The sequence below is a fragment of the Lysinibacillus sp. FSL R5-0849 genome, from assembly GCF_038595075.1.
Lineage (GTDB): Bacteria > Bacillota > Bacilli > Bacillales_A > Planococcaceae > Lysinibacillus > Lysinibacillus fusiformis.
Genome location: NZ_CP152004.1, coordinates 462,016 through 484,302, shown reverse-complemented (window position 1 = coordinate 484,302; position 22,287 = coordinate 462,016). Strand labels below are relative to the sequence as shown.

The following is a 22,287-nucleotide window of genomic DNA, read 5'->3' as shown; positions in this document are numbered from 1 at the left end:
ACCACGGTTACTCGTCCTTTTTACAGAGGATTGGAGTGGCTTTTTTTTATGAAAAAATGAGCGTAGAGGAGTCGAGGAAAGATGAGTACAGTAGCAGAGAATAAAGGATATTTCGGAGAATTTGGTGGAAGCTTCGTTCCAGAGGAGCTTCAGCATGTATTAACTATTTTGGATGAAAATTTCCAAAAATTCAAAGAAGATGCAGACTTTAATACAGAATTGAATTATTATTTCCATGAATATGTCGGTCGCAAATCCCCCCTTTATTTTGCAGAAAATTTAACAAAGCAATTGGCTGGCGCAAAAATTTATTTAAAGCGTGAGGATCTTAACCATACGGGCTCACATAAGATCAATAATGTATTGGGTCAAATTTTATTAGCAAAACGTATGGGAGCAAATCGCGTTATTGCTGAAACTGGTGCAGGACAACACGGTGTGGCAACCGCTACTGCCTGTGCCATGTTCGGGATGGATTGTACTATTTATATGGGGTTAGAGGATACTAAACGTCAGGCATTAAATGTATTTCGAATGGAGCTTCTTGGAGCAAAGGTAGTAGCTGTTGATAAGGGGCAAGGACGTTTAAAGGATGCCGTTGATGAAGCATTCGCTGATTTGGTGGCAAACTACGAAACGACATTTTATTTATTGGGCTCTGCTGTTGGGCCGCACCCATTCCCCTCAATGGTTAAACATTTCCAATCAGTTATTAGCCGCGAAAGCCGCGAACAAATTTTGGAGAAAGAAGGAAAACTACCAACCGCTGTCCTAGCCTGTGTTGGCGGTGGAAGTAATGCTATAGGGGCATTCGCAGAGTTTATTGCTGATAAAAATGTTCGTCTTATCGGAATAGAGCCAGATCAAGCTGCTACACTTAACGAAGGAACACCTGGAGAACTACACGGCTTCAAATGCTTAGTGCTACAGGACGCAGAGGGAAACCCTCTACCAACATACTCGATTGCCGCAGGGTTAGATTACCCAGGTGCGGGACCTGAGCACAGTCACTTAAAAACAATTGGTCGTGCAGAGTATGTTACCGTGACAAATGAAGAAGTCCTAGAGGCATTTCAGGTGCTCTCGAAGGTAGAAGGTATTATTCCTGCACTCGAAAGCTCTCATGCAGTTGCCCATGCACTAAAACTAGCGCCTACTCTTACAACTGATGAAATTATTATTATTAATATCTCAGGTCGTGGCGATAAGGACGTTGAGCAAGTTTTTCATATGTTAAATAAATAATTTAAACCTGAAAGAGCGATTTCCTAAACTGGAAATCGCTCTTCAACTTACACTAATGATGTAATGTCTGCTGATCTTGAAACACAAGTATAAACGAAACTATTCCAATAAGAATATATATCCCCCATTTATTTCATAAAAAAAACGGATGAAGTCTATCACATCATCCGCTCAGTCGCTATTATGAAATCGCTCTTTTATGCAGTTTAATTTTTAGCTTTTCTAACATATCTACCGTCATTTTTGACAAATCGTACTCTGCTTTAAAGCCCCACTCTTTTTGTGCCGCTTCAATATTTATTGAGTTTGGCCAGCTATCTGCTATTGCCTGACGAACTGGGTCAACCTGATAGTTCATTGTAAAGTTCGGTAAATGTTTTTTTATTTCAGCTGCAATTTGCGATGGTTCAAAACTCATTGCTGTTATATTAAAAGCATTACGGTGAACAAGCTTACTACCATCGGCTTCCATTAAATCAACAATTGCCTGTAAAGCATCTGGCATGTACATCATATCCATATACGTACCTTCTTGAATATAAGATGTATACTTACCTTGTTCAATCGCTTCGTAGAAAATCTCTACCGCATAATCAGTTGTACCACCACCAGGAGGTGTTACATAAGAAATTAAACCTGGGAAACGGACACCACGTGTATCTACTCCAAAACGGCTGAAGTAATAATCACATAATAATTCGCCAGCCACTTTATTAACACCATACATAGTTGTCGGGCGTTGCAATGTATCCTGAGGTGTGTCTTCCTTCGGTGTAGATGGTCCGAATGCCCCTATTGAGCTTGGTGTGAAGAATTGCATATTTAACTCTCGTGAAACTTCCAAAGCATTCATTAATCCACCCATATTTAAATTCCAAGCCAACAAAGGATTTCTTTCAGCTGTAGCTGATAATAGTGCTGCTAAATGCATCATTGTATCAGCACCAAAGTCCTTTGCTAAATCATGCATTCTTTGTCCATCTGTAACGTCCAATATCTCAAACGGGCCCTCAGTATGGTCAAGCTTTCTAATGTCAGTAGCAAGTATATTGTCCTCTCCATAAATACTACGAAGTTTTTCTACAAGCTCAGAACCAATTTGACCAAGTGCTCCGGTAACCATAATTTTTTTCATTTCTCAAAACCTCCACATGTGAACAATTGTACTTACAGAAAGTACAAAAATATATTAATAAACATTGATTTAATAACACTTTCAATGAAATTCATTATAATGTGTTCGTTTTGAAAATACAACAATTATATTAAAAATATTCATAAAAGAAACATACTATCCCTTACTTCTCAGTATATGAACATTTTAAATTATTGTGCTACAAAAATATATCAAATACATTTGTACATTCATAGAGGACACATATTGAAACTCCCATCCAACAAGTTATTAGAGCAAATAAAAAAGAATCTCCTTTGCTAACTTTGCAAAGAAGATTCTATAGCCATTAAAATATGAAGGACTAAATTATATTGAAAAACGTTTAACGGCTATTTGTAGCACTTTCGATACCTTTCGTAATTCTTTAATATAATTGTGGAATTGTTGCTGTGCTGTTAATTGATCGGCTGTTAAAGCAGCAACATGCTTCGTCGATACAGTATTCGTATCAGATAACGATGTCAGCATAACCGCATCCTCACTAACCGTTTTTGTATGATTGGCAATTTCTTGGACTGTAGAAGAGACTTCCATAATATAAGGCTTGATTGTATGTACTTTTTCTAAAATCTGATCAAAACTAGAGGCCGTTTGTCCTGTTACAGCAACTCCTTTTTCGGTTGCCATAAGCACACCCTCCATCATCTGTACTGCATAGCTTGAATCTAGATGAATGTTTTGTACAATGGACGTAATAGTTTGCGTTGAATGAACAGTTTGCTCTGCAAGCTTGCGTACCTCGTTCGCTACTACCGCAAATCCCTTGCCATGCTCGCCCGCTCTTGCCGCTTCAATCGATGCATTTAACGCTAATAGATTTGTTTGTGCTGTTATTTTTTCAATGACCTCAATCATTTGATCGATTGATGATGCTCGTTCGACTAAATTAAAGATGGCTGTATTGGATTTCTCTACAGCTTGCTTAATTGTCTGCATTTGTGCTAAATTGGCTTGCACAATTTCAGTTCCGCTTTCCGCATCTCGAGCTGTTTTATGAGCGAAGTTTTCTACAATTTGAATTTTTTCTAATATAACTTGTACATCATTTAAAACTTCTTCTAAAGATGATGTATTGGAAGCCAATTTATCAGTAGACGCTGCCGTTGAATCTGAAATAGATTGCACATCTTTTGCTATTTTCAATGTCGTTGTTGAAGATTCCTCCGAGGACTCCTGCAATTTCCCGGTCATTTCCTCCACTTCGTAGGCACTGTCCGTAACTGTATGGAGCAAACGTTTCACTTCTGTGACCATTTGATTGTAAGATAGCACTACCTCACCAAGCTCATCATGGGCCACATAACTTGCATTGGCAGTGAAATCACCCTGTTCAGCCTGTTTTAATAATGATTTTAATTGCCGTGTAGGGACATTGACCGCTTTTGTTGCTATAAATCCTATAATAATAACTAGCATCACAACTGTTAAACACACACCACCAAGCAACCAATAACCAAATTGAACATCTTCTTGATAGGACTGTTGTTGGTCTTTTGCTCGTTGAATAAGATAGTTTTGTGTTTCTTCTAATAATGTATGAATTTCCTGACTTAATGGTAGAAACGTCTGCGAATAAAATTTCTCTTGTTCACTTTGGGTCAATTGCTGGTAGCCCTCAATCAATTCTCTCTGCTTCCCTAGTAAGGACTTATACTTATTAATTTGATGACTCATTTTTTTATCAATTTCTTGGCTTTTTAAATGGTCTAACGGCTTATCCACGTCTTTTAAAATGGAAGACATTCCTGTATAATTGCCATCAGAATCGACGATAAAATCTAACTGACGTTGCGATTCTTCCAGCTCATTTAGCCACCCAATTGGAACAAGCCCCTGTTTGTAACTCTCACTTGCATGCCACGACATTTTCCTTAAATAATCCACACTAAATACACCTAGCAATACATTCGATAATACACAAACAATCATAAGTACAAGTAACTTGTCCTTCACCTTTATGAAACGAAAAAAATGCATGTTCTCTGGCTCCTCCTCCAACTCTTACCAATAATGATAGTATGAAGATATAAAGCCAGTGTTATGTTTTTGTAAAGATTAGACGAAGAATTAAGAAATTATGCCCATTCACCAGCCCCAAATAGGTAATTTACAGCACAAATTGATTCATACCATCATCCCTTATTTACATCATACAAATAGTTGCAACCTTCCACACATTACCAGCGTTTATAGTAGTAACTATAGAAAGAAGGTGTTACATTTGTCGCAGCTTAAGAAATTGGATGGAAGTTTAGTTGTGAGCCTCTTTTTACTTGGAGGTTTTAGCTGCCTTTTTGTCCATTCTAGCAGTGTCAATTTCGGACAATATGCCAGTTCCTTCATTGTTAAGCAATTTATCTTTTATCTTATTGGATTTATAATCATGTTTGGGATTTCTTTACTTGATATTGAACAATTAAAAAAGATTGGATGGCCATTTTATGGATTAGCGGTAGCGTTAACTGCTGGACTCATAGTAGCACCAGAGAGTATTGCACGGACGATAAACGAGGCTAAATCTTGGTATCAAATACCCTTTCTAGGTTCTCTTCAGCCATCGGAGTTTTTAAAATTTGCCTTTTTAATTGTTGTGAGTAAAATCATTATCTCTCATCAAGAGAAAAATGCACGTCCTTCCTATCTAGCTGATTTATGGCTATTTGTGAAAATTGGACTTATTGTCCTTCCCCCTTCGCTCCTTGTTTATAAACAACCCGACACAGGCATGGTTATGTTATACATGGCAATGATTCTACCCATGTTATTTTTTTCAGGCATACATAGGAAATTACTGATTGTATTTACGGCCATACCTCTAGTTTTAATCAGTACAGTTGTAGTACTTTATGTCAGATTTAATGATTTTTTTACAGAAAAAATTTTAGGTGCCCTATCAGGACATCAAGTATCTCGTATTTATGGGTGGCTACAGCCTTATGATTACATAGATTCTTCGTTTCAGGTTCGCCAAGGCTTTTTAGCCATCGGGTCGGGGGAATTTTTCGGGAAGGGCTATCTGAATAATAATGTTTATGTGCCAGAGAAGCATACTGATTTTATTTTTTCTGCAATTGCCGAGGAATTAGGGTTTGCTGGCGGGGCATTTGTCATTGCTTTACTGTTTTTTGTCATCTACAGAATTGTTCTTATTTCTGTTGAAGCAAAAGACCCTTTTATGACATTAATGGGCGCAGGGATATCAAGCTTATTAGCCTTCCAAATTACTCAAAATATTGGCATGACACTTGGACTTTTACCAGTCACTGGAGTTACTTTACCTTTCTTAAGCTATGGGGGTAGTTCACTATTGTCAAATTTCATGCTAATGGGAATTGTCATGATTATTCATAAATCCTATAAGGGGTATATGTTTAAAAGAGGAGATTAACTAAATGCAAGTAGAGAAGGATATTCTCTACTTGCTGGGGGATTCATCTTCATTTAAAAACTCATGAATACTCTCATTATATTGATCTATAAATATTTCAGCTTCCTTACTAGGTAATTTTAATGCGGCTAACGCGGCACCACCTACCGGTAAGCTGGAAGCACCCATAAAGTCATATTGATTGCTATACTTTTTATCCAGCACAGCTAGTTTTTCAATAAATAATGGCAATTCCTTAAAAACTCCACCTGCTAACACGACTTTTACACGTTCAGCGAAGAATGGATTTTTTTTGTAACAAGCATCGATACTTTGATAAAAAATATGGCACACTTCATCTATAATAGTATTTGCTACTATATCTCCACGTTTTGTGCACTCTATCGCTACTTTACTTAACGGAGCAATTATATCTCGTGGATGCCCTTCACCATATACAATTTCAATGATTTGTGGCACAGATTGCACTTGAAAATAGGCTAATACAGCGCCCGTTAATATCGTTTCTGGACCTCTTTTATCAAATTCTTTAAAAATCGCCTTTAATGTTCGAATACCTATATCATAGCCACTGCCCTCATCATCAAATATATAACCCCATCCTGCTGTCCGCTCAATTCTTCCAGTTGAATCTATACTTAATGTAATCGCACCTGTACCCGATATTTGAACAATGCCAGGTTGACCTAATGTCCCTGCATACAGTGCATTCAATCCATCATTTGATAAAGTTAATTGACAGCCCTTTGGTAAAAGCGACGTTAATAATGTCTGTGTAATGTCCTCATTATTATTTTCTGTCACACCAGAAAGTCCTGCATGGCATTTTGTTAGTTGATGAAAATGGAGAGGTTGTTGACTCTTCAATTGATTTATAAGTTCTGTTATCGTCTGCGTAAATTGCTCGATGTTCATGGATGTAGGGTTACTTTTACCCGTTTTTGCGAGGGCTATTACTTGCCCACTGAATGTAGAGATGGTAGCAATTGTCTTCGTTCCACCACCGTCAATTGCCAAAACATACAAGTGCCTTCACCTCTATACGATTTTAATTGTGGAAACGATTTCGCCTACCTCATGCCCTGCGTCATTTCGCACAAAGGAAGGCGATAATGCTTTTATTCGCTCAATTGTTTCAACATTTGAATACTGAATTTGTTCTAACACAGAAGCAATTACATTTGGCCATGGACTTTCTGAGCCATTCATAATTTTCAGGGCAAAGCTTACCCCTTCGTTTCGTAGAGCAAAACAATATACACCCTGAGCTCCACCCTTTGCTACAATATTAGGATCTTTTAATAATGCTGTACAAATAAAATTTTCAGCTGCGATAATTTGATTTTCTTGATTCATAACTGTCGTAAGCTTTTTTACCACCTCACGAACTTGATCATCATCAATCAATTCTGGCCGTGCTAGCTTTAAATAGGCTATCGCCATATTTTTTAGTGGAATCGCAAAAACAGGTGCGCCACAACCGTCTATTCCTGTGCGAATTTTTCCCTCATCATAGTCACTTAAATAAGCAATGTATTTTTTTATCATTTGCTGTAATGGATGATCTGGATGACAATACTGTTGAAAATTATAGCCATTCGCCAGACAAGCAGTTAAAAATCCTAAATGCTTACCTGCGCAATTATGAAGTAGCTTCCTTTTTTGGAATCCTTGTTGAATATAGAGTGTTTTTGGTTCTTCGTTAAGCGGATATGACGCTGCACAAATTAGATCATTTTCACCAACAGGAATTTTCTCCAGCAAAGAGGTCAATGCCTCTTGATGGTATATTTCACCTCTTTGCGATGCCAAAAATAATGCACTTTCCGTTGAAGTTATCTCATACTTTTCTATAAAATCAGTCATGAAAATTGGAATGGCTTGAAATGGTTTTGCTGCAGAACGAAAATACACAGGCTCATAATCTTGACCAACTGAAACGAATTCTTCCTTCGCTAGATTCACAGCACTCATTTGTCCATAATGCACATTTTCCATTAATCCTGAACGGTACTCTTTCAAAAATTCTGAGTAAGCCACGAATCAACCAACCTTTCTTTAAACAGACAGCAGTTGCTTTTGTGCCTGTAATGCTGCTCCTTTGACCACGCCCTCTTTTAATTGGTTTGAAAACTGTAAAACAAAATGAGGTTGTAGTTCTTTCCATATATATTGTTTGCATTTTTCACTAAGAAGTTTTTGAAATGTTACATTGTGCTCAATAATTTCACCGCTAACAATAACGGCTTCCGGTTCATATAAACACACCAAATTATTGATAGCAATGGCTAGATATGTAGCTACATCTTGTTGAATGTCCACTGCCCATTGTTCGCCTCGATCCACACACTGTAAAACATCTTCTATTGATTGAATATTTAGATTTTTAGGCGTTCTATTGAGTAAGGTCATTTCTGAAATATACATCGACAAGCACCCTCGTTTTCCACAGTGACACATTTCACCAAAGGGATTAATCGTTATATGACTTATTTCTCCCGCTTTGTTTTGAATGCCACGATACACTTCTCCGTTTAGTAATATCGATGCTCCGACGCCCGTTCCCATCCCTACTAAAATACAATTTGAATAAAGAGGCGTATAGATATCACCAATTTCTGCAATGATTTGCATTTTCAATTCATTATCTACGATGACTTCACAATCAAAAACACCATTTAGGTCCTCTCCTATACGGCAGTTTTCCCACTTTAATTGCTCAGAAGAAACTATAATCCCTTCTTCGTTATTAATGACACCTGGTACCCCTATTCCAATGCCTAATAATTTCTCCTGAGCAATCTGATATTCTGACATAATAGTCGCTATGGAGCTTTTTAATAGATGGATTGCTTCCTCATAACGATGCTTTATGCTGCATTTGATTTCCTGAAAAGCGATCAGTTTTCCTAAAAAATCTAATATACCAAGTCGAATTGTAAAGCAATCTATCTCGATCCCTATAGTATATAAAGCATCTTCACGCATATGAATTAATGTTGGCCGTCTACCAATGGCAGTTTCCTCTGAAATCCCTTCAAGTATAAAGCCTTCCGCTTCTAGCTCCTGCACAATACGAGTAATAGTCGTAGGACTCATTTTTGTATACTTTGATAATTGAATTCTTGAAATCGGTGCCATCTGCCTAATTGCGTCAAGCACAATATACTTATTTTGTCTTCTCATTTGTACTTGATCTTGCTTTTTCAAATTAGATTCATCCCCTATTTAAACATTTCTATGAATTGTACAGCCTCTCTGATGTCTTTTTCGGGATTTGATCTCACTTCTCGTTCAATAGTTAAATAGCCATTGTATCCGATTTCTTGTAAAGCTGAAAAATAAAGCTCGAAATTGACATCTCCCTGACCTAGTGGAAGCTCTCTAAAGAAATCCCCATTTTCCACCATTTCTTCTATCTTATCATGAGATGTTCCAGAATCGTATCCTAAGTACCCATACACGTCTTTTGGATTCGTTTGCTGTAATTGAATGCCATCCTTCACATGTGTATGTACAATATAATTTCTTAAAAGCTTCACTCCCGCCACAGGATCATCCTTGGTTACCATTACCATATTGGCAGGATCAAAATTAACTGATACACCATCCGTGGATAGTTTATCTAAAAATTTCTTTAATGTTTGACTCGTCTCTGGTCCTGTTTCAATTGCAAAATAAGCATCTAGTGATGTAGCAAATTGCCCTAATTCTTCACATGCTTCTAGCATAGTTTGATAGATTGGATCATTCTCATCTTCAGGAATGATCCCAATATGAGTCGTAACAATCGATGTACCAAGATCTTTTGCCAATTGCATAATATCCTTCGATTTTTTTATTTTCCATTTATTTTCATGTTTATCTTGAAAGCCATGTCCTCCCAAATCTCCACATAATGCTGAAATTTCGAGCCCTAAATCTACAATATATCGCTTCAATTCAGCTCTTTGTATAGCATTTAAATGGTCCGGATCTAGCTCACCTGAAACTGCGTACATTTGAACACCTTGTGCACCGACCTCTTTCGCTTTTAGCAATCCCTCACGAATAGGCAATCTAAAGCTGTCTACAATCACACCAATTCTATTGTTCAATTTCACCATTTTAATATACGACTTCCTTTCCTTGTCTTGCAGAAATATAAATCCCCTCTAAAATCTTCATAATTTCTACCCCATCCTCAACAGGTGCCACTGAATTATATTGGTGAAGACAGCAATCAACAAACGTATTGATTTCATTCTGAAAGGCTGTTACAAAATCAAAGGATAGATCATTAATTTGAGGATGAATATTTAAAATGGTATTATGCTCCTCGCTGACAATTTTCAGCTCAGGCTCTAGCTCTGCTCCCCCATTTGTGCCATATAACTTAATGCTCATTTCATCTTTTATAGCATGTAGCGTATAGGAAACATCCACCATTAATGAAGCCCCGTTCTCAAATGTTATAAGGGCGTTAGCTAAGTCCTCAACTGTATTTTTAGTAGCATCATAGTCTGCCGCTTTATAAAAAGATAAATGTTCAATATGATTTCTATTTCCTAATTGATTATAGGTGTGACCTGTTACACGCTTCACTTTCGGCCTCCCCATTAAGTACCAGCATATATCAATAACATGGACACCTAAATCTATTAATGGGCCACCACCAGATTTATCGATTTCTGCAAACCAACCTCCTGGATTACCTAATCTTCTTAAGCAAGAAGCTTTCGCATAATAAATATCCCCTAATTTATTATCATCTATGAACTGTTTCAGCACCTTTGTGTTCGTTGCAAAACGTCTTACATAGCCGACCTGAAATACTTTACGATGTTTTCCGGCAACCTTTTGGATGTTTAATGCCTCCGCATAAGTCATAGATAAGGGTTTTTCAATAAGTACATGTAAATCATTTTCTAAAGCGAGAATGGCTAGCTCTGCATGTGTATTATTCCATGTACAAATACTGACAGCTTCTACATTTTTATCTGCAAATAATGCCTCTTTAGAAGAGAAAACATGAGTGGCTCCAAATTGAGCAGCTTTTGCTTTCCCCCTCTCAATAGAAGTATCATACACACCATATAACTCAACTGATGGATTTTTCATATAAGAGCCTAAATGATAATCCGAAATAGAGCCTGTTCCGATTACACAAACTTTTAATTTGTCCATGTTCTTCCCTCCTTAAAGCTTACATTCATCCCATAAACGACGAACATTATCCATTCCTATTTTTGAACCAACCTGACAATCCTCCATACCTTCAAACTCCACTGTAATATAACCATCGTATCCATAGCCTTTGACAAGCTTTATAATTTCTCGAATATTAATATCACCATGTCCGACAATTGCTCCTCGGATGTAATTGTTATGAACTGTACGGAACCATTCGCCATCACCGGGATTTTCAAAATAAGGGCGAATATAAAAATCTTTAAAATGCACGGTAGCGGCATAGGATATATTTTTCATAACACCAATAAGAGGCTCTTCATCTATACATAAAAAATTCCCGATATCTAATGTAGTTTTAAAATTATCTCTGTTAACGGCTTGAATTAATTGTTGTACACGATCACTTGTTTGAACATTAAAGCCATGATTTTCAATAGTTGTGGTGATATTGAATTGTTTCGCATAATCTGCAAGCAATTGACAGCCCCTTACCATTTCATCTAAATGTTCATTGTAATAATGAATGGTTGTTTGCTCCTTTGGTAAAGTAAAAAGTGTAACGTCATGGCGCATAATTTTGATACCCATACGATGTACAACATCTACGTGTTTCTTTAAGCGCTCCACTTCTTCAAAAAAGGCTTCCTCAGTCTCATGAATAAAGTTTGCGGGTAATGAGTAGGCAGATAACTCCAATCCTAGTTCAGTAGCTTTCTCTTTTATTTGAGTGGCGAGCTCATCATTATCTACTACTGTGAATTCATAGGGCACTAACTCTACATGCTGACCACCATTATCCGCTACCCATTGCAAAACATCCAGAACACTCATTTCGCCCTGCTTCATTTTTTTGACCATACTGTATGTGCTTAAGCCTACTTTCATTTAAAACATCTCTCCTTTTCAATTGACAAAGTGACAAGCTACACTTTGCTCTTCGTTAATTTTTTTCATTTCCGGAATCTTTTGCTTACATATATCTGCTGCAAAGGGACATCTTGTATGGAAGGTACAACCGCTTGGTGGATTTTTAGGATTTGGAATATCACCTATCAACACTTTCTTTTTCTTTCTTAACATTGGGTCTGCAATCGGTACAGAGGCAATAAGGGCTTGTGTATACGGATGCTTAGGATCATTAAAGATCGCTTCTTTTTTTCCGATTTCTACGATTGTTCCTAAATACATGACACCAATATAATGACTAATATGCTCTACAACACTTAAATCATGTGAAATAAAAAGATAGGATATTTTATATTCTTGCTGCAATTGCTTTAATAGATTCAAAATTTGTGATTGTATAGAAACATCCAGTGCAGACACAGGCTCATCAGCAATAATGATTTTAGGTTTTGTAATTAAAGCACGTGCAATCCCTAAACGCTGTCTTTGTCCACCACTAAATTCATGTGCATAACGATCAGCATGATCAGCATTCAAGCCAACTACTTCAAGCATTTCGAGTACTAGCTTTTCACGCTCGGCTTTTGATAGCTTTGTATGAATTTCTAGCGGTTCACCAACTAATTCTTTTACTTTCATTCTTGGATTTAAGGAGGCATAAGGATCTTGAAAAATCATTTGGACAGTTTGTCTTAGATGCTTTAATTCAGATTGCTTGGCAGTAGCCACTTCTTTTCCATCGACAACGATACTTCCACTTGATGGCTCTATTAATCTAGTGATTAGCCTGCCAGTTGTTGATTTCCCGCAACCACTCTCTCCAACTAAACTAAATGTTGTCCCTTCTTCTATTTCAAAGGAAACATCTATTACAGCATTAACATGTTGTCTCTTTTGAAATAACCCACCCGCAATTTGAAAGCTCTTTTTTAAATTCTCCACTTTTAATATACTGTTAGGCATTGATTTCCACATCCTTTTTCACATATAGCCAGCAGCTACATTGGCGAGTAGCTGAAATTTCCACTGTCGGTGGACATTCCTGATGACATATAGACATCACTTGATGACAGCGCGGAGCAAATTTACAACCAATCGGCATATGTTGCGGAGATGGTACATGACCACTGATAGAATCTAATACTTCCTTTTTTTCACCAATTTTTGGCACAGATGCAATTAAGCCTTTCGTATAAGGATGCTTAGGGCTTGCAAACAATTCAAAGACATCTGCTTCCTCTACAACCTGCCCTGCGTACATCACGACCACTTTATCGCACATTTCGGCCACAACGCCTAAATCATGTGTGATTAATAAAATAGCTGTTTCATTTTCTTCCTTTAACTTTTTCATTAACTCTAAAATTTGCGCTTGTATCGTAACATCTAGTGCAGTAGTTGGTTCGTCAGCAATAAGTAGATTGGGGTGGCAGGCCATCGCCATAGCAATCATCACTCTCTGCCGCATCCCCCCTGATAGCTGATGTGGATATTCATGAATGATTTCTTCGGCTCTTCCTATTCCTACACTCTTTAACATTTGAATGGCATGATGTTTACTTTCACCTTTTGGCAGCTTCAAATGCATCTCAATTGCTTCCATTAACTGCTTACCAATTTTTAAAACGGGATTTAAAGAGGTCATAGGCTCTTGAAAGATCATCGCCATTTGTTTTCCACGAATTTTCCGAATATCGGATTCAGACATTTTGGTCAAATCTTCCCCATTAAAATGAATAGAGCCATTGACAATTTTGCCTGTAGTTCCATGAAATAATTGCATAATAGATAAAGACGTTAAGCTTTTCCCACTGCCTGATTCTCCAACTAAGCCCAATATCTCGCCTTTACGAATCGAAAAATTGACACCTCTTAATATCTTGATCTCTGTTTTATCACGCATAAAGGACGTTTCTAAATCTGTTACTCGTAATACATGTTCTGTCATAGGCATTCTCCTTAATTATTTTTAATTTTCGGATCTAATACATCTCGTAATCCATCGCCTATTAAGTTAAATGCTAGTACGGTTAAAAATATAGCTATTCCTGGCATGATGACTACATGAGAAGATGTTCCTAAGTAGTCGCGTCCACTACTTAACATTACTCCCCACTCGGGCATTTCAGGACTCGCACCTAAGCCTAAAAAACTTAAGCCAGAAGCTGCTAAAATAGCTGTTCCTATACGCATTGTGACAAAAATAATTAGTTCACTAATCGTTTCAGGGAAAATATGCTTCCACAGCACTCTTACATGGGAGGCCCCCATTGATTGTGCGGCTTCTACATATACATTTTCTTTCGCATTCAATGTAGCGCCACGTACTAAGCGTGCAAAGGATGGCACACTAAAAATCATGACAGCGATGATCACATTATTAATCCCAGGACCAAGTAATGCGACAATGGCAATGGCTAGCAATAAATCAGGAAATGAAAACAATACATCACAGCTACGCATAATAACTTTGTCTATCCAACCACCAAAGTAACCGCTAATTAAACCTAAAATAGTCCCTAGTATTAAGCCCAAAAATACCGCGCTAAAGCTTACCATTAAGGAGATTTTTGCCCCTACAATTAAACGACTAAAAATATCCCGACCATATTCGTCTGTTCCCGCTAAATGACTGGCACTTGGTCCTTCTAATAAGGCATCATAGTTTGGTTCAAACGGATCATAGGGTGCAATATATGGACCAATGATAGCGATTACAATTAGCAACCCTATAAAGATGCTTGCTAACAATGCAGCCTTTTGCTTTTTAAAAGACTTCCAAAATTCCTTAAGAGGAGAGTATTTCCTTTGTGTTTTTTGCACTTGGCTATTTTGCACCGTAGTTGGTGAAGTCATCCTGTTCCCTCCCTTAAGAATCTAATTGAATTTTAGGATTTAACACTGTATAAAGCACATCTACGATTAAATTTACTAAAATAAATTCAAACGCAAATAATAATAGAGCTGACTGAATAACAGGATAGTCTCGGAATGCAATCGAGTCGATTAGAAGACGCCCCATCCCCGGAAAGCTAAAAACGGTCTCGACTACCACTGAACCCCCTAGTAGAAAACCAAATTGTAGGCCGGCGACCGTCACTACAGAAATTAAAGAATTTCGTAAAGCATGGGTCACTATGACAGAGTGTTCCTTCAGACCTTTTGCTCTCCCAGTTCTTATAAAATCAGCCTGTAACGTTTCGAGCATAGAAGATCGAGTAAATCGTGCAATCATTGACATAATACCTGCCCCTAAAGTTAGGGAAGGTAAAATATAACTAGAGAAACCATCTAACCCTCCTGTTGGGAATAGCCCTAGCTGTACTGAAAATAATTGAATTAGTAATAGTCCCAACCAAAATCCAGGAATCGATATGCCAGAAACCGCTGTTACCATTCCGAAATAATCAGGCCATTTATTTTTATTGATGGCAGAAAAAACGCCAATCATTAAACCTATTAATGTAGCCCAAAACATCGAGAGAAAGGTAAGCTGAAGAGAGGGCATAAACCTTGTTTTAAACATATCAATCACAGGTAGACCTGTTGTTAAGGACGTGCCAAGTTCACCCGTCATTAGATTTTTCATATAGTCTACATACTGTTTTAAAATAGGCTTATCAAGACCCAATTCATGACGTACGTTTTCAACATCCTCGATCGTGGCATCCTTACCCGCTACTAATCGCGCAGGATCTCCTGGTATGAAATGAATAAATAAAAACGTTAATATTGAAATAACAATTAAAATCGGTATCATTTCAACAATTCTTCTTGCTGTATATTTCCACATGACGAGCTCCTCCTTTCTATTTTGTAGAAAAGGAATTGACCTATATCAATTCCTTTTATATTGAGTAGCTTTACTCAATTTTTGCATTCTTCACATCGAGCCCACCTGTTGGATTTACTAATACACCGCTGATATTTGAACGTACACCATATACAACCTCATCTACCCCTAAGAAAATCCAAGGTGTATCTTGGTAAACGATTTCCTGTATTTTTTCATAGAGCTCAGCTTGGCGGTCTACATCTGAAATGGAGTTAGCCTCATCCATTATTTGATCTGCCTCAGTGTTATGATAATAGGCTGTGTTCGCACCATTTGGCGGGAATGATACACTATGGAAAAGTGGTTTTGTCGCATTTGTTATATCAGAAGCATAGGCTGACCAGCTCACATACCACATTTGTAATTTTGCATCATCTGGTGTTTGAGCCCCGTAAATCTCATCTGACAAAGTACCCTCTTCCATAGATTTAATCGCAACTTTGACACCGATTTGTCCTAACTGCTGTTGGATAAACTGCATTCCCTTCATCGTATCCGAGTTCGTATTTCCCCAGATTTCAATATCGAAGCCATCAGGATATCCAGCCTCATCCAACAAGGCCTTTGCTTTTTCTATATTGTGCTCATACATTTTTTGCTGTTTATAATAAACTGTTTTGGAAGGAATAATGGAGTCTAGCGGTAAGCCTAGACCTGCATTAACAACCTTTAAATAAGCTTCTTTGTCCACCGCATAATTAAATGCTTGTCGAACCTTACTATCATTCAACGGTTTTTTATACGTATTTAAGGAAACATAATGAGCAATTGTTGAAGGAACTTTATTAACTTCTACATCTTTATGGTTAGAAAGCTCATCGATATTTTGAGCAGGTACAGGATAGATAACCTGTGCATCCCCAGCTTTTAACATCGCCACCCGAGATCCGTTTTCTGGGACTGGTTTATACGTAATTTTAGATACACGGTCACCGCCACCCCAATAGCCATCAAATTTTTCAATGGTTAAATGATCTCCTTGTACCCATTCAACAAATTGATAAGGACCTGTTCCGACAGGCTGCTTAGGAATATCTGCTACATTTTCTTTAATCATTTTGGGACTAATCATTTTGGCCACTCCGAATCGTGTAATCATCGGTCCATACGGTTCTTTTAAAGTCACTTTAATGTCATAGTCTCCTAGTATTTCAACATGACTGATTAAGCTAAAACCACGTGAATAGAGGCGTAAGCTTTCATCATTCATAATTCGTTCAATATTGGCTTTTACAGCCTCTGCATTAAACTGCTCCCCGTCATGGAAAGTGACCCCTTCTTGCAGCTTAAATGTATACTCCAGTGCGTCTTCACTGATTGTATAATCTTCTGCAAGCACCTTAATTATTTGTCCATCCGCATCGAAGCCCAGTAACCCCTCTAACATCGTCTCCTGCACTGAACCCGAATTGGTATCTCCTGTGTTATGTGGATCCATAGAAATAAAGTTTTCATTTACAGCGATGACCAATTCATTTTTTGAACTAGCTTTACCTGAATCTGTAGTAGATTTTTCCCCAGTGTTTGATGCGTTAGAATTGTCTTTCTCTGCGCATGCTGCTAAAAGCAACGTACATAGAATTACAAAAACCAATTTTTTAACATAATTCATCTCATCTACTCCCTTTGTAAAAATATATAATAATACCTCCTAATGGCTTCATTAAGAAATATAATTACTAAAATTATTTATTTTCTCCACTGATGAAAATAAATAGGCAAAAAAATAAACTATACTTTCATTACGATAAGACAATTCAAAGGAAGACATTGCTTTCTCAACTTCACAATTGCTTTTCATCAGAAACTATAGTTCAACCGACAAGATTTATTTATTCCACTGCTGAAAATAAGTAATTAAAAAAATATCCCCTTCCAGGATCAAGGACACTTTCGATGCGTAATTATCAGAAAATTTATTATTTTTTAACAACTATAAACTACAGTTCACTTTTTTTCCAGCATTATTTTTATAAATTTAATAATTATTTTTACCGAGCATTCATTTCTAGTTGTTTAAAAAGGTTCTAAAAGCCCTTCCTTCAAGGCCTTTAGAACCAACATCATGTATTACAGCTTTCTTATACTCTCTACGACCACATCAAGTATACGCTGAAGATCCTCTTGAATAATATTAAGTGGTGGTGATAGTGTCAGAACATTATTAAAGCCCGCTACTGTTGCCCCATTTTTCCCAATGATCACCCCTTGTTCTTTGCATGCGGCAATAACAGCATTTACCTTCTCCACTGGTAAAGGTTCTTTCGAGACTTTATCTACTACTAATTCAATCCCAATTAATAAACCTCTGCCCCGCACATCTCCTACATTCTGATGATGCTGTAAATTTTCTTGCAAAGTTTGTAAAGTGGCCTTCCCCATTTCCTTGGAGCGGTCGAACAACGCTTCTTGCTCTAGAATCTCAATATTTTTTAATGCAACTGCACATGCTACTGGAGAACCCCCAAAAGTATTGACATGGCGGAAATAGCCATAGGCATCTGTGCCAGTGAAAGCCTCATAAATCTCACGTTTAACGGCAGTTGCTGATAATGGTAAGTATGCGCTCGTAATCCCTTTAGCCATTGTAATAATATCTGGTTTCACACCATAATTCATAAATCCAAATGGCTTGCCTGTTCGACCAAAGCCACAAATAACTTCATCCACTATCATTAAAGCTCCATGCTTTTTGCACACTTCCTCTATGCCTTTTAAATAGTTTTCGGGAGGCATGATGACACCGCCACCTGTAATAATTGGCTCTAAAATCATGGCTGCAATCGTATCACTCAGTTCCCATGTCATCGTTTTATCGACAGCCCTTACGCTCGCTAAATCTAATGGCGCAACAGCATCATCTTCATGTTCACGGTATTGATCAGGCGGTGCAACATGGATAAAGCCGGGAGATAGTGGCTCGTATTTATATTTCCGTTCCGCTTGCCCTGTTGCTGCTAATGCCCCAAAGGAATTTCCATGGTAGGCGCGGTAGCGAGAGACAATCTTATAGCGGGAGCTTTGCCCTTTTTGCTGGTGATATTGTCGCGCTATTTTAAAAGCTGTTTCATTCGCTTCTGATCCGCTATTAGAGAAGAAAATAACGTACTCCCCACCAAGCAAGTTATTTAGTTTTTCAGCTAGCTGTACGGCTGGTAAATGTCCCTGCGATAATGGTGCATAGGCATTTTTCATCATTTGCTCATGTGCGGCATCTGCCAGTTCCTTACGTCCATAACCGACATTTACACACCATAGCCCAGCCATGGCATCAATATATTCGACGCCATCCGTATCTATTATTCTTGCACCATCTGATTTTTCCACTACATATGTTGCTTGTGGATTGTAGGGTTTCATTGAATGCCATACATATCGCTCATCCTTTGTTAAAACATCACTTTTAAGATTGGTCTGTGTCATTGCTGAACACCCTCTCATTTATTTTTTAGTAGGTTAGCTTTTTGTTGCATCGTTATTACTTGGGAAGGCAAAGGAGCTTGTTGCATCTTCCGTTTCATCCGGCCAACGCTCCGAGATTGTTTTCGCCTTTGTAAAGAATCTCGCTTGATCTGGACCAAACATATACCCTTCACCAAACTTAGAACGCTTCCACCCGCCGAAATTATGGTAGCCGACAGGAATTGGAATTGGTACGTTAACCCCTACCATGCCCACTTCAATCTCTTCTTGGAATTTACGAGCTGCTGCACCACTGCTTGTAAACATCGTTACACCATTACCAAGTTCATGGTCATTAATTAAATCAATAGCTTCTTGTAATGTCTCCACGCGCACTACTATACGTGCTGGACCAAAGACCTCCTCTTTAAAGATGGTCATATCAGGCGTAATATTATTGAGGAGTGTTGGCCCAATATAAAAACCATTAGATGTTTCACATACTTTAGGGTTTCGTCCGTCAATGACAAGATTTGCCCCTTCAGTAACAGCACCATCAATATAGCTGATAATCGTTTCTTTCGATTGTTGGGTAATAACTGGGCCGAAATCGACATCTTCTTCTGTATAAGGACCTACCTTTAGCTGTGAAATCTTATGCTTCAATATGTCTGTAAAACGTTGCTCTGTATCTTGACCAACAACAAGCGCTCCAGAAATCGCCATACAGCGCTGTGATGCTGCCCCGTACGCCGCACCTAAAAAGGCGTTCGCAGTTTGTTCCAAGTTGGCATCTGGCATAACAATCATAAAGTTCTTACCACCACCAAAAGCAGCCACACGTTTATTATGCTTTGTTCCCGTTTGATAAATATATTCGGCTACTGGCGTAGAGCCTACAAAGGAAATGGCTTGAATCTCTTTGTTTTCTAGAAGCTCATTGACCGCTTCTTTATCGCCATTCACTACTGTCCAAATACCATCAGGAAGTCCCGCCTCTTTCCATAATTGACTTAAAAATAATGCAGAATGAGGAACACGTTCAGATGGTTTTAAAATAACAGCATTCCCTACTGCCACAGCCATACTTGTAATAGCTAAAGGGACCATAACAGGGAAATTAAAAGGCGCAATCGTTGCCACTACACCGAGTGGCGATTTGGCAGAAAAAGCATTAATATTGCCACCTACATTGACGGAATACTCCCCTTTTAGCAATTGTGGGGCACTAATCGCCATATCTACCGATTCAATCCCTCGAATAATTTCGCCCTTGGCATCCTCTTTAGTTTTCCCGCTTTCCTGACAAATCACTTCAATAAGTTCTTCCTGTTTTGTTACTAACAATTGACGGAATCGATGTAAAACCTCAACCCTCTTCCCAATGGACACCTTTTTCCATGCAGGAAAGGCTTCCTTAGCATGTTGAATGGCCTGCTGTACTTCGTCTTTTGAAGCAAGTGGGACTCTCGCTATCGTTTCACCTGTTGTTGGATTATACACATCTGAAAATCTTCCACTAGTACCAGCTACCTCTTCCCCCTTGATAAAATGTGTTAGCGTTTTCATTTTTTGTTGTACTGTCATCATTTAACCTCTCCTTACATGGGATTATTGTTCAAAATCAAATTCGTCTTTGCTAAAAATAGAGCTTGATTCATCGACCTGTTTTATCACCTTATTCCTTTGCGTAAGTAAATAAAAAATCATTACCACGGCAACGACAACATATGTAAATAGAATTTGTGAGCGCATAGACTCAATAAAGAACATGGCTATTAATAAGGCAGTTGTAGCTACTATTGTGAAATACGTTAGATACGGGAATAGCCACATCTTCACCTTTAATAGCTCAGGATTTTCGCGTTCAATCTTTCTACGCATTCTCAATTGTGAAAAGGCGATAATTAAATAAAGAATTAAAGTAATAGCACTACAAGAGCTTAGTAAAAACATAAATACTTTATCTGGTGAAACATAATTCATAATAACGGCAATATAAGAGAAAAATGTTGCGGCTAAAATAGCATTCACAGGTGCACCATTTTTATTTAATTTCAAAAAGGCTTTTGGTGCCTCGCCCTTCTCTGCTAAAGAAAATACCATTCGTGATGTTGCATAAAGTGCAGAATTTAAACACGATAACACAGCTGTTAAAACAACAAAATTCATGATTTGTGCGGCGGCAGGAATACCAATATAATCTAACACTGCTACATAAGGACTTGTTAAAATATCAGAGGAGTGCCAAGGCAATAACGTCACAACAACAGCTATTGAACCCACATAGAAAATTAAAATGCGCCAAGTAATCGAATTGGTAGCTTTTGTTACAGCTGCTAACGGTTCGTCTGACTCACCAGCAGCGATAGCGACAATCTCTGTCCCCATAAAGGAAAAAATAACAATGACAACACCCATTAGTACAGCGCCAAAGCCGTTTGGTAAAAATCCACCCTGCTCAACTAGATTTGTCAGACCGACAGCGTTAAAGTTTGGGGCTATACCAAAAATAATGAACGCGCCTAAACCTAAAAAAACTACTATACTTGCAACCTTAATAAGAGAGAACCAATATTCAAATTCGCCAAAGGCTTTTACAGAAAGAACATTTGTTAAAGTGAGTGCTACGGTTAAAAGTAAACTTAAGAGCCATAAAGGAATTCCGTCATACCAATATTGAATAATGGCCGCTGCTGCCGTCGCCTCTAATGCAATAGCTATGACCCAGAAAAACCAATACAGCCAGCCAATCATAAAGCCTGCCCATGGACCAATTGCTTCATGGGCATAATGTGCAAACGACCCACTCGTTGGATTGACAGCCGCCATCTCACCTAGCATACGCATCACTAAGATGACGATAATTCCTGCAAATATATACGATAAAATTGCTCCTGGACCCGCCAAGTTAATGACTGAGCCACTGCCCATAAATAAGCCAGCCCCAATTACACCCGCTATTGCGATCATCGTCATATGCCGTTTCTTTAATCCTCTTTGTAAATGCGTTTGTTGCTCCATATCTGACACCTCTTTTATTAGATTGGATTATCGCTTACAAAAATCTTACATGTTTCATATCGTTGAAGTAATAGACAAACTGTAAATTTCTATACAATTGTTTTAAACATAATGTAAAATAGACTAAATATTCTTAAA

Annotated in this window: 18 protein-coding genes and 1 other annotated feature (1 of these 19 only partly in view); of the genes, 2 read left to right on the top strand and 16 right to left on the bottom strand. The window is 38.0% G+C overall.

Annotated features, from left to right (window positions below):
• Nucleotides 1–22: a binding site (T-box leader), on the top strand (it extends 179 nt beyond the left edge of the window).
• A gap of 59 nt (nt 23–81) precedes the next feature.
• Nucleotides 82–1,245 (top strand): tryptophan synthase subunit beta, encoded by a 1,164-nt coding sequence (trpB, locus tag MKY80_RS02305; RefSeq protein WP_008176051.1) that lies wholly within the window; start codon nt 82–84, stop codon nt 1,243–1,245.
• 181 nt (nt 1,246–1,426) lie between these two features.
• Here the strand turns inward: trpB and MKY80_RS02300 are convergent, their stop codons facing one another.
• Together MKY80_RS02300 and MKY80_RS02295 are read right to left on the bottom strand one after the other, a co-directional pair.
• Nucleotides 1,427–2,380: an L-threonine 3-dehydrogenase gene (locus MKY80_RS02300; protein ID WP_008176053.1), complete on the bottom strand. Its 954-nt coding sequence runs from the start codon at nt 2,378–2,380 to the stop codon at nt 1,427–1,429.
• Nucleotides 2,381–2,728: 348 nt separating this feature from the next.
• Nucleotides 2,729–4,399, bottom strand: a complete 1,671-nt coding sequence (locus tag MKY80_RS02295; protein WP_090002477.1) for a methyl-accepting chemotaxis protein — start codon at nt 4,397–4,399, stop codon at nt 2,729–2,731.
• 244 nt (nt 4,400–4,643) lie between these two features.
• Between MKY80_RS02295 and MKY80_RS02290 the strand changes: the two genes are divergently transcribed.
• Nucleotides 4,644–5,810, top strand: coding sequence for an FtsW/RodA/SpoVE family cell cycle protein (locus MKY80_RS02290; protein ID WP_043990073.1), 1,167 nt, complete (start codon nt 4,644–4,646; stop codon nt 5,808–5,810).
• Between the two features lie 27 nt (nt 5,811–5,837).
• Here the strand turns inward: MKY80_RS02290 and MKY80_RS02285 are convergent, their stop codons facing one another.
• From MKY80_RS02285 to MKY80_RS02220, 14 genes are all read right to left on the bottom strand, one after another.
• Nucleotides 5,838–6,836, bottom strand: coding sequence for a BadF/BadG/BcrA/BcrD ATPase family protein (locus MKY80_RS02285; RefSeq protein ID WP_090002473.1), 999 nt, complete (start codon nt 6,834–6,836; stop codon nt 5,838–5,840).
• A gap of 12 nt (nt 6,837–6,848) precedes the next feature.
• Entirely contained in the window at nt 6,849–7,850 is a 1,002-nt protein-coding gene (locus tag MKY80_RS02280; RefSeq protein ID WP_342531795.1) for an asparaginase, read from the bottom strand.
• Nucleotides 7,851–7,868: 18 nt separating this feature from the next.
• Nucleotides 7,869–9,020: an ROK family transcriptional regulator gene (locus tag MKY80_RS02275; protein ID WP_239354120.1), complete on the bottom strand. Its 1,152-nt coding sequence runs from the start codon at nt 9,018–9,020 to the stop codon at nt 7,869–7,871.
• 14 nt (nt 9,021–9,034) lie between these two features.
• Nucleotides 9,035–9,916, bottom strand: a complete 882-nt coding sequence (locus MKY80_RS02270) for a sugar phosphate isomerase/epimerase family protein (protein ID WP_096363484.1) — start codon at nt 9,914–9,916, stop codon at nt 9,035–9,037.
• A gap of 1 nt (nt 9,917) precedes the next feature.
• Nucleotides 9,918–10,976 carry a Gfo/Idh/MocA family oxidoreductase gene (locus MKY80_RS02265; protein ID WP_096363483.1) on the bottom strand — a complete coding sequence of 353 codons (1,059 nt, stop codon included), beginning with the start codon at nt 10,974–10,976 and terminating at the stop codon, nt 9,918–9,920.
• 12 nt (nt 10,977–10,988) lie between these two features.
• Nucleotides 10,989–11,867, bottom strand: a complete 879-nt coding sequence (locus tag MKY80_RS02260) for a sugar phosphate isomerase/epimerase family protein (protein ID WP_239354119.1) — start codon at nt 11,865–11,867, stop codon at nt 10,989–10,991.
• An 18-nt stretch (nt 11,868–11,885) separates the two neighbouring features.
• Nucleotides 11,886–12,851, bottom strand: a complete 966-nt coding sequence (locus tag MKY80_RS02255) for a dipeptide ABC transporter ATP-binding protein (RefSeq protein WP_089985982.1) — start codon at nt 12,849–12,851, stop codon at nt 11,886–11,888.
• Complete coding sequence (locus tag MKY80_RS02250) at nt 12,844–13,836, bottom strand: ABC transporter ATP-binding protein (protein WP_043990077.1); 993 nt, start codon at nt 13,834–13,836, stop codon at nt 12,844–12,846. Before MKY80_RS02250 ends, MKY80_RS02255 begins: the two co-directional genes overlap by 8 nt.
• A gap of 11 nt (nt 13,837–13,847) precedes the next feature.
• The gene (locus MKY80_RS02245) at nt 13,848–14,744 is read right to left on the bottom strand and encodes an ABC transporter permease subunit (protein WP_008176071.1); all 897 of its coding nucleotides are present in this window, start codon (nt 14,742–14,744) and stop codon (nt 13,848–13,850) included.
• Between the two features lie 13 nt (nt 14,745–14,757).
• A complete protein-coding gene (nikB, locus tag MKY80_RS02240) occupies nt 14,758–15,681 on the bottom strand; it encodes a nickel ABC transporter permease (protein ID WP_036145195.1) in 924 nt (307 codons plus the stop codon).
• Nucleotides 15,682–15,751: 70 nt separating this feature from the next.
• The gene (locus MKY80_RS02235) at nt 15,752–17,335 is read right to left on the bottom strand and encodes a glutathione ABC transporter substrate-binding protein (RefSeq protein ID WP_239354117.1); all 1,584 of its coding nucleotides are present in this window, start codon (nt 17,333–17,335) and stop codon (nt 15,752–15,754) included.
• Nucleotides 17,336–17,793: 458 nt separating this feature from the next.
• Nucleotides 17,794–19,146, bottom strand: coding sequence for an aspartate aminotransferase family protein (locus MKY80_RS02230; RefSeq protein ID WP_239354115.1), 1,353 nt, complete (start codon nt 19,144–19,146; stop codon nt 17,794–17,796).
• Between the two features lie 33 nt (nt 19,147–19,179).
• On the bottom strand, nt 19,180–20,712 hold the full coding sequence (locus tag MKY80_RS02225; RefSeq protein WP_043990114.1) for a CoA-acylating methylmalonate-semialdehyde dehydrogenase: 1,533 nt from the start codon (nt 20,710–20,712) through the stop codon (nt 19,180–19,182).
• Nucleotides 20,713–20,736: 24 nt separating this feature from the next.
• Entirely contained in the window at nt 20,737–22,149 is a 1,413-nt protein-coding gene (locus MKY80_RS02220) for an amino acid permease (RefSeq protein ID WP_342531780.1), read from the bottom strand.
• Nucleotides 22,150–22,287 lie beyond the last annotated feature (138 nt).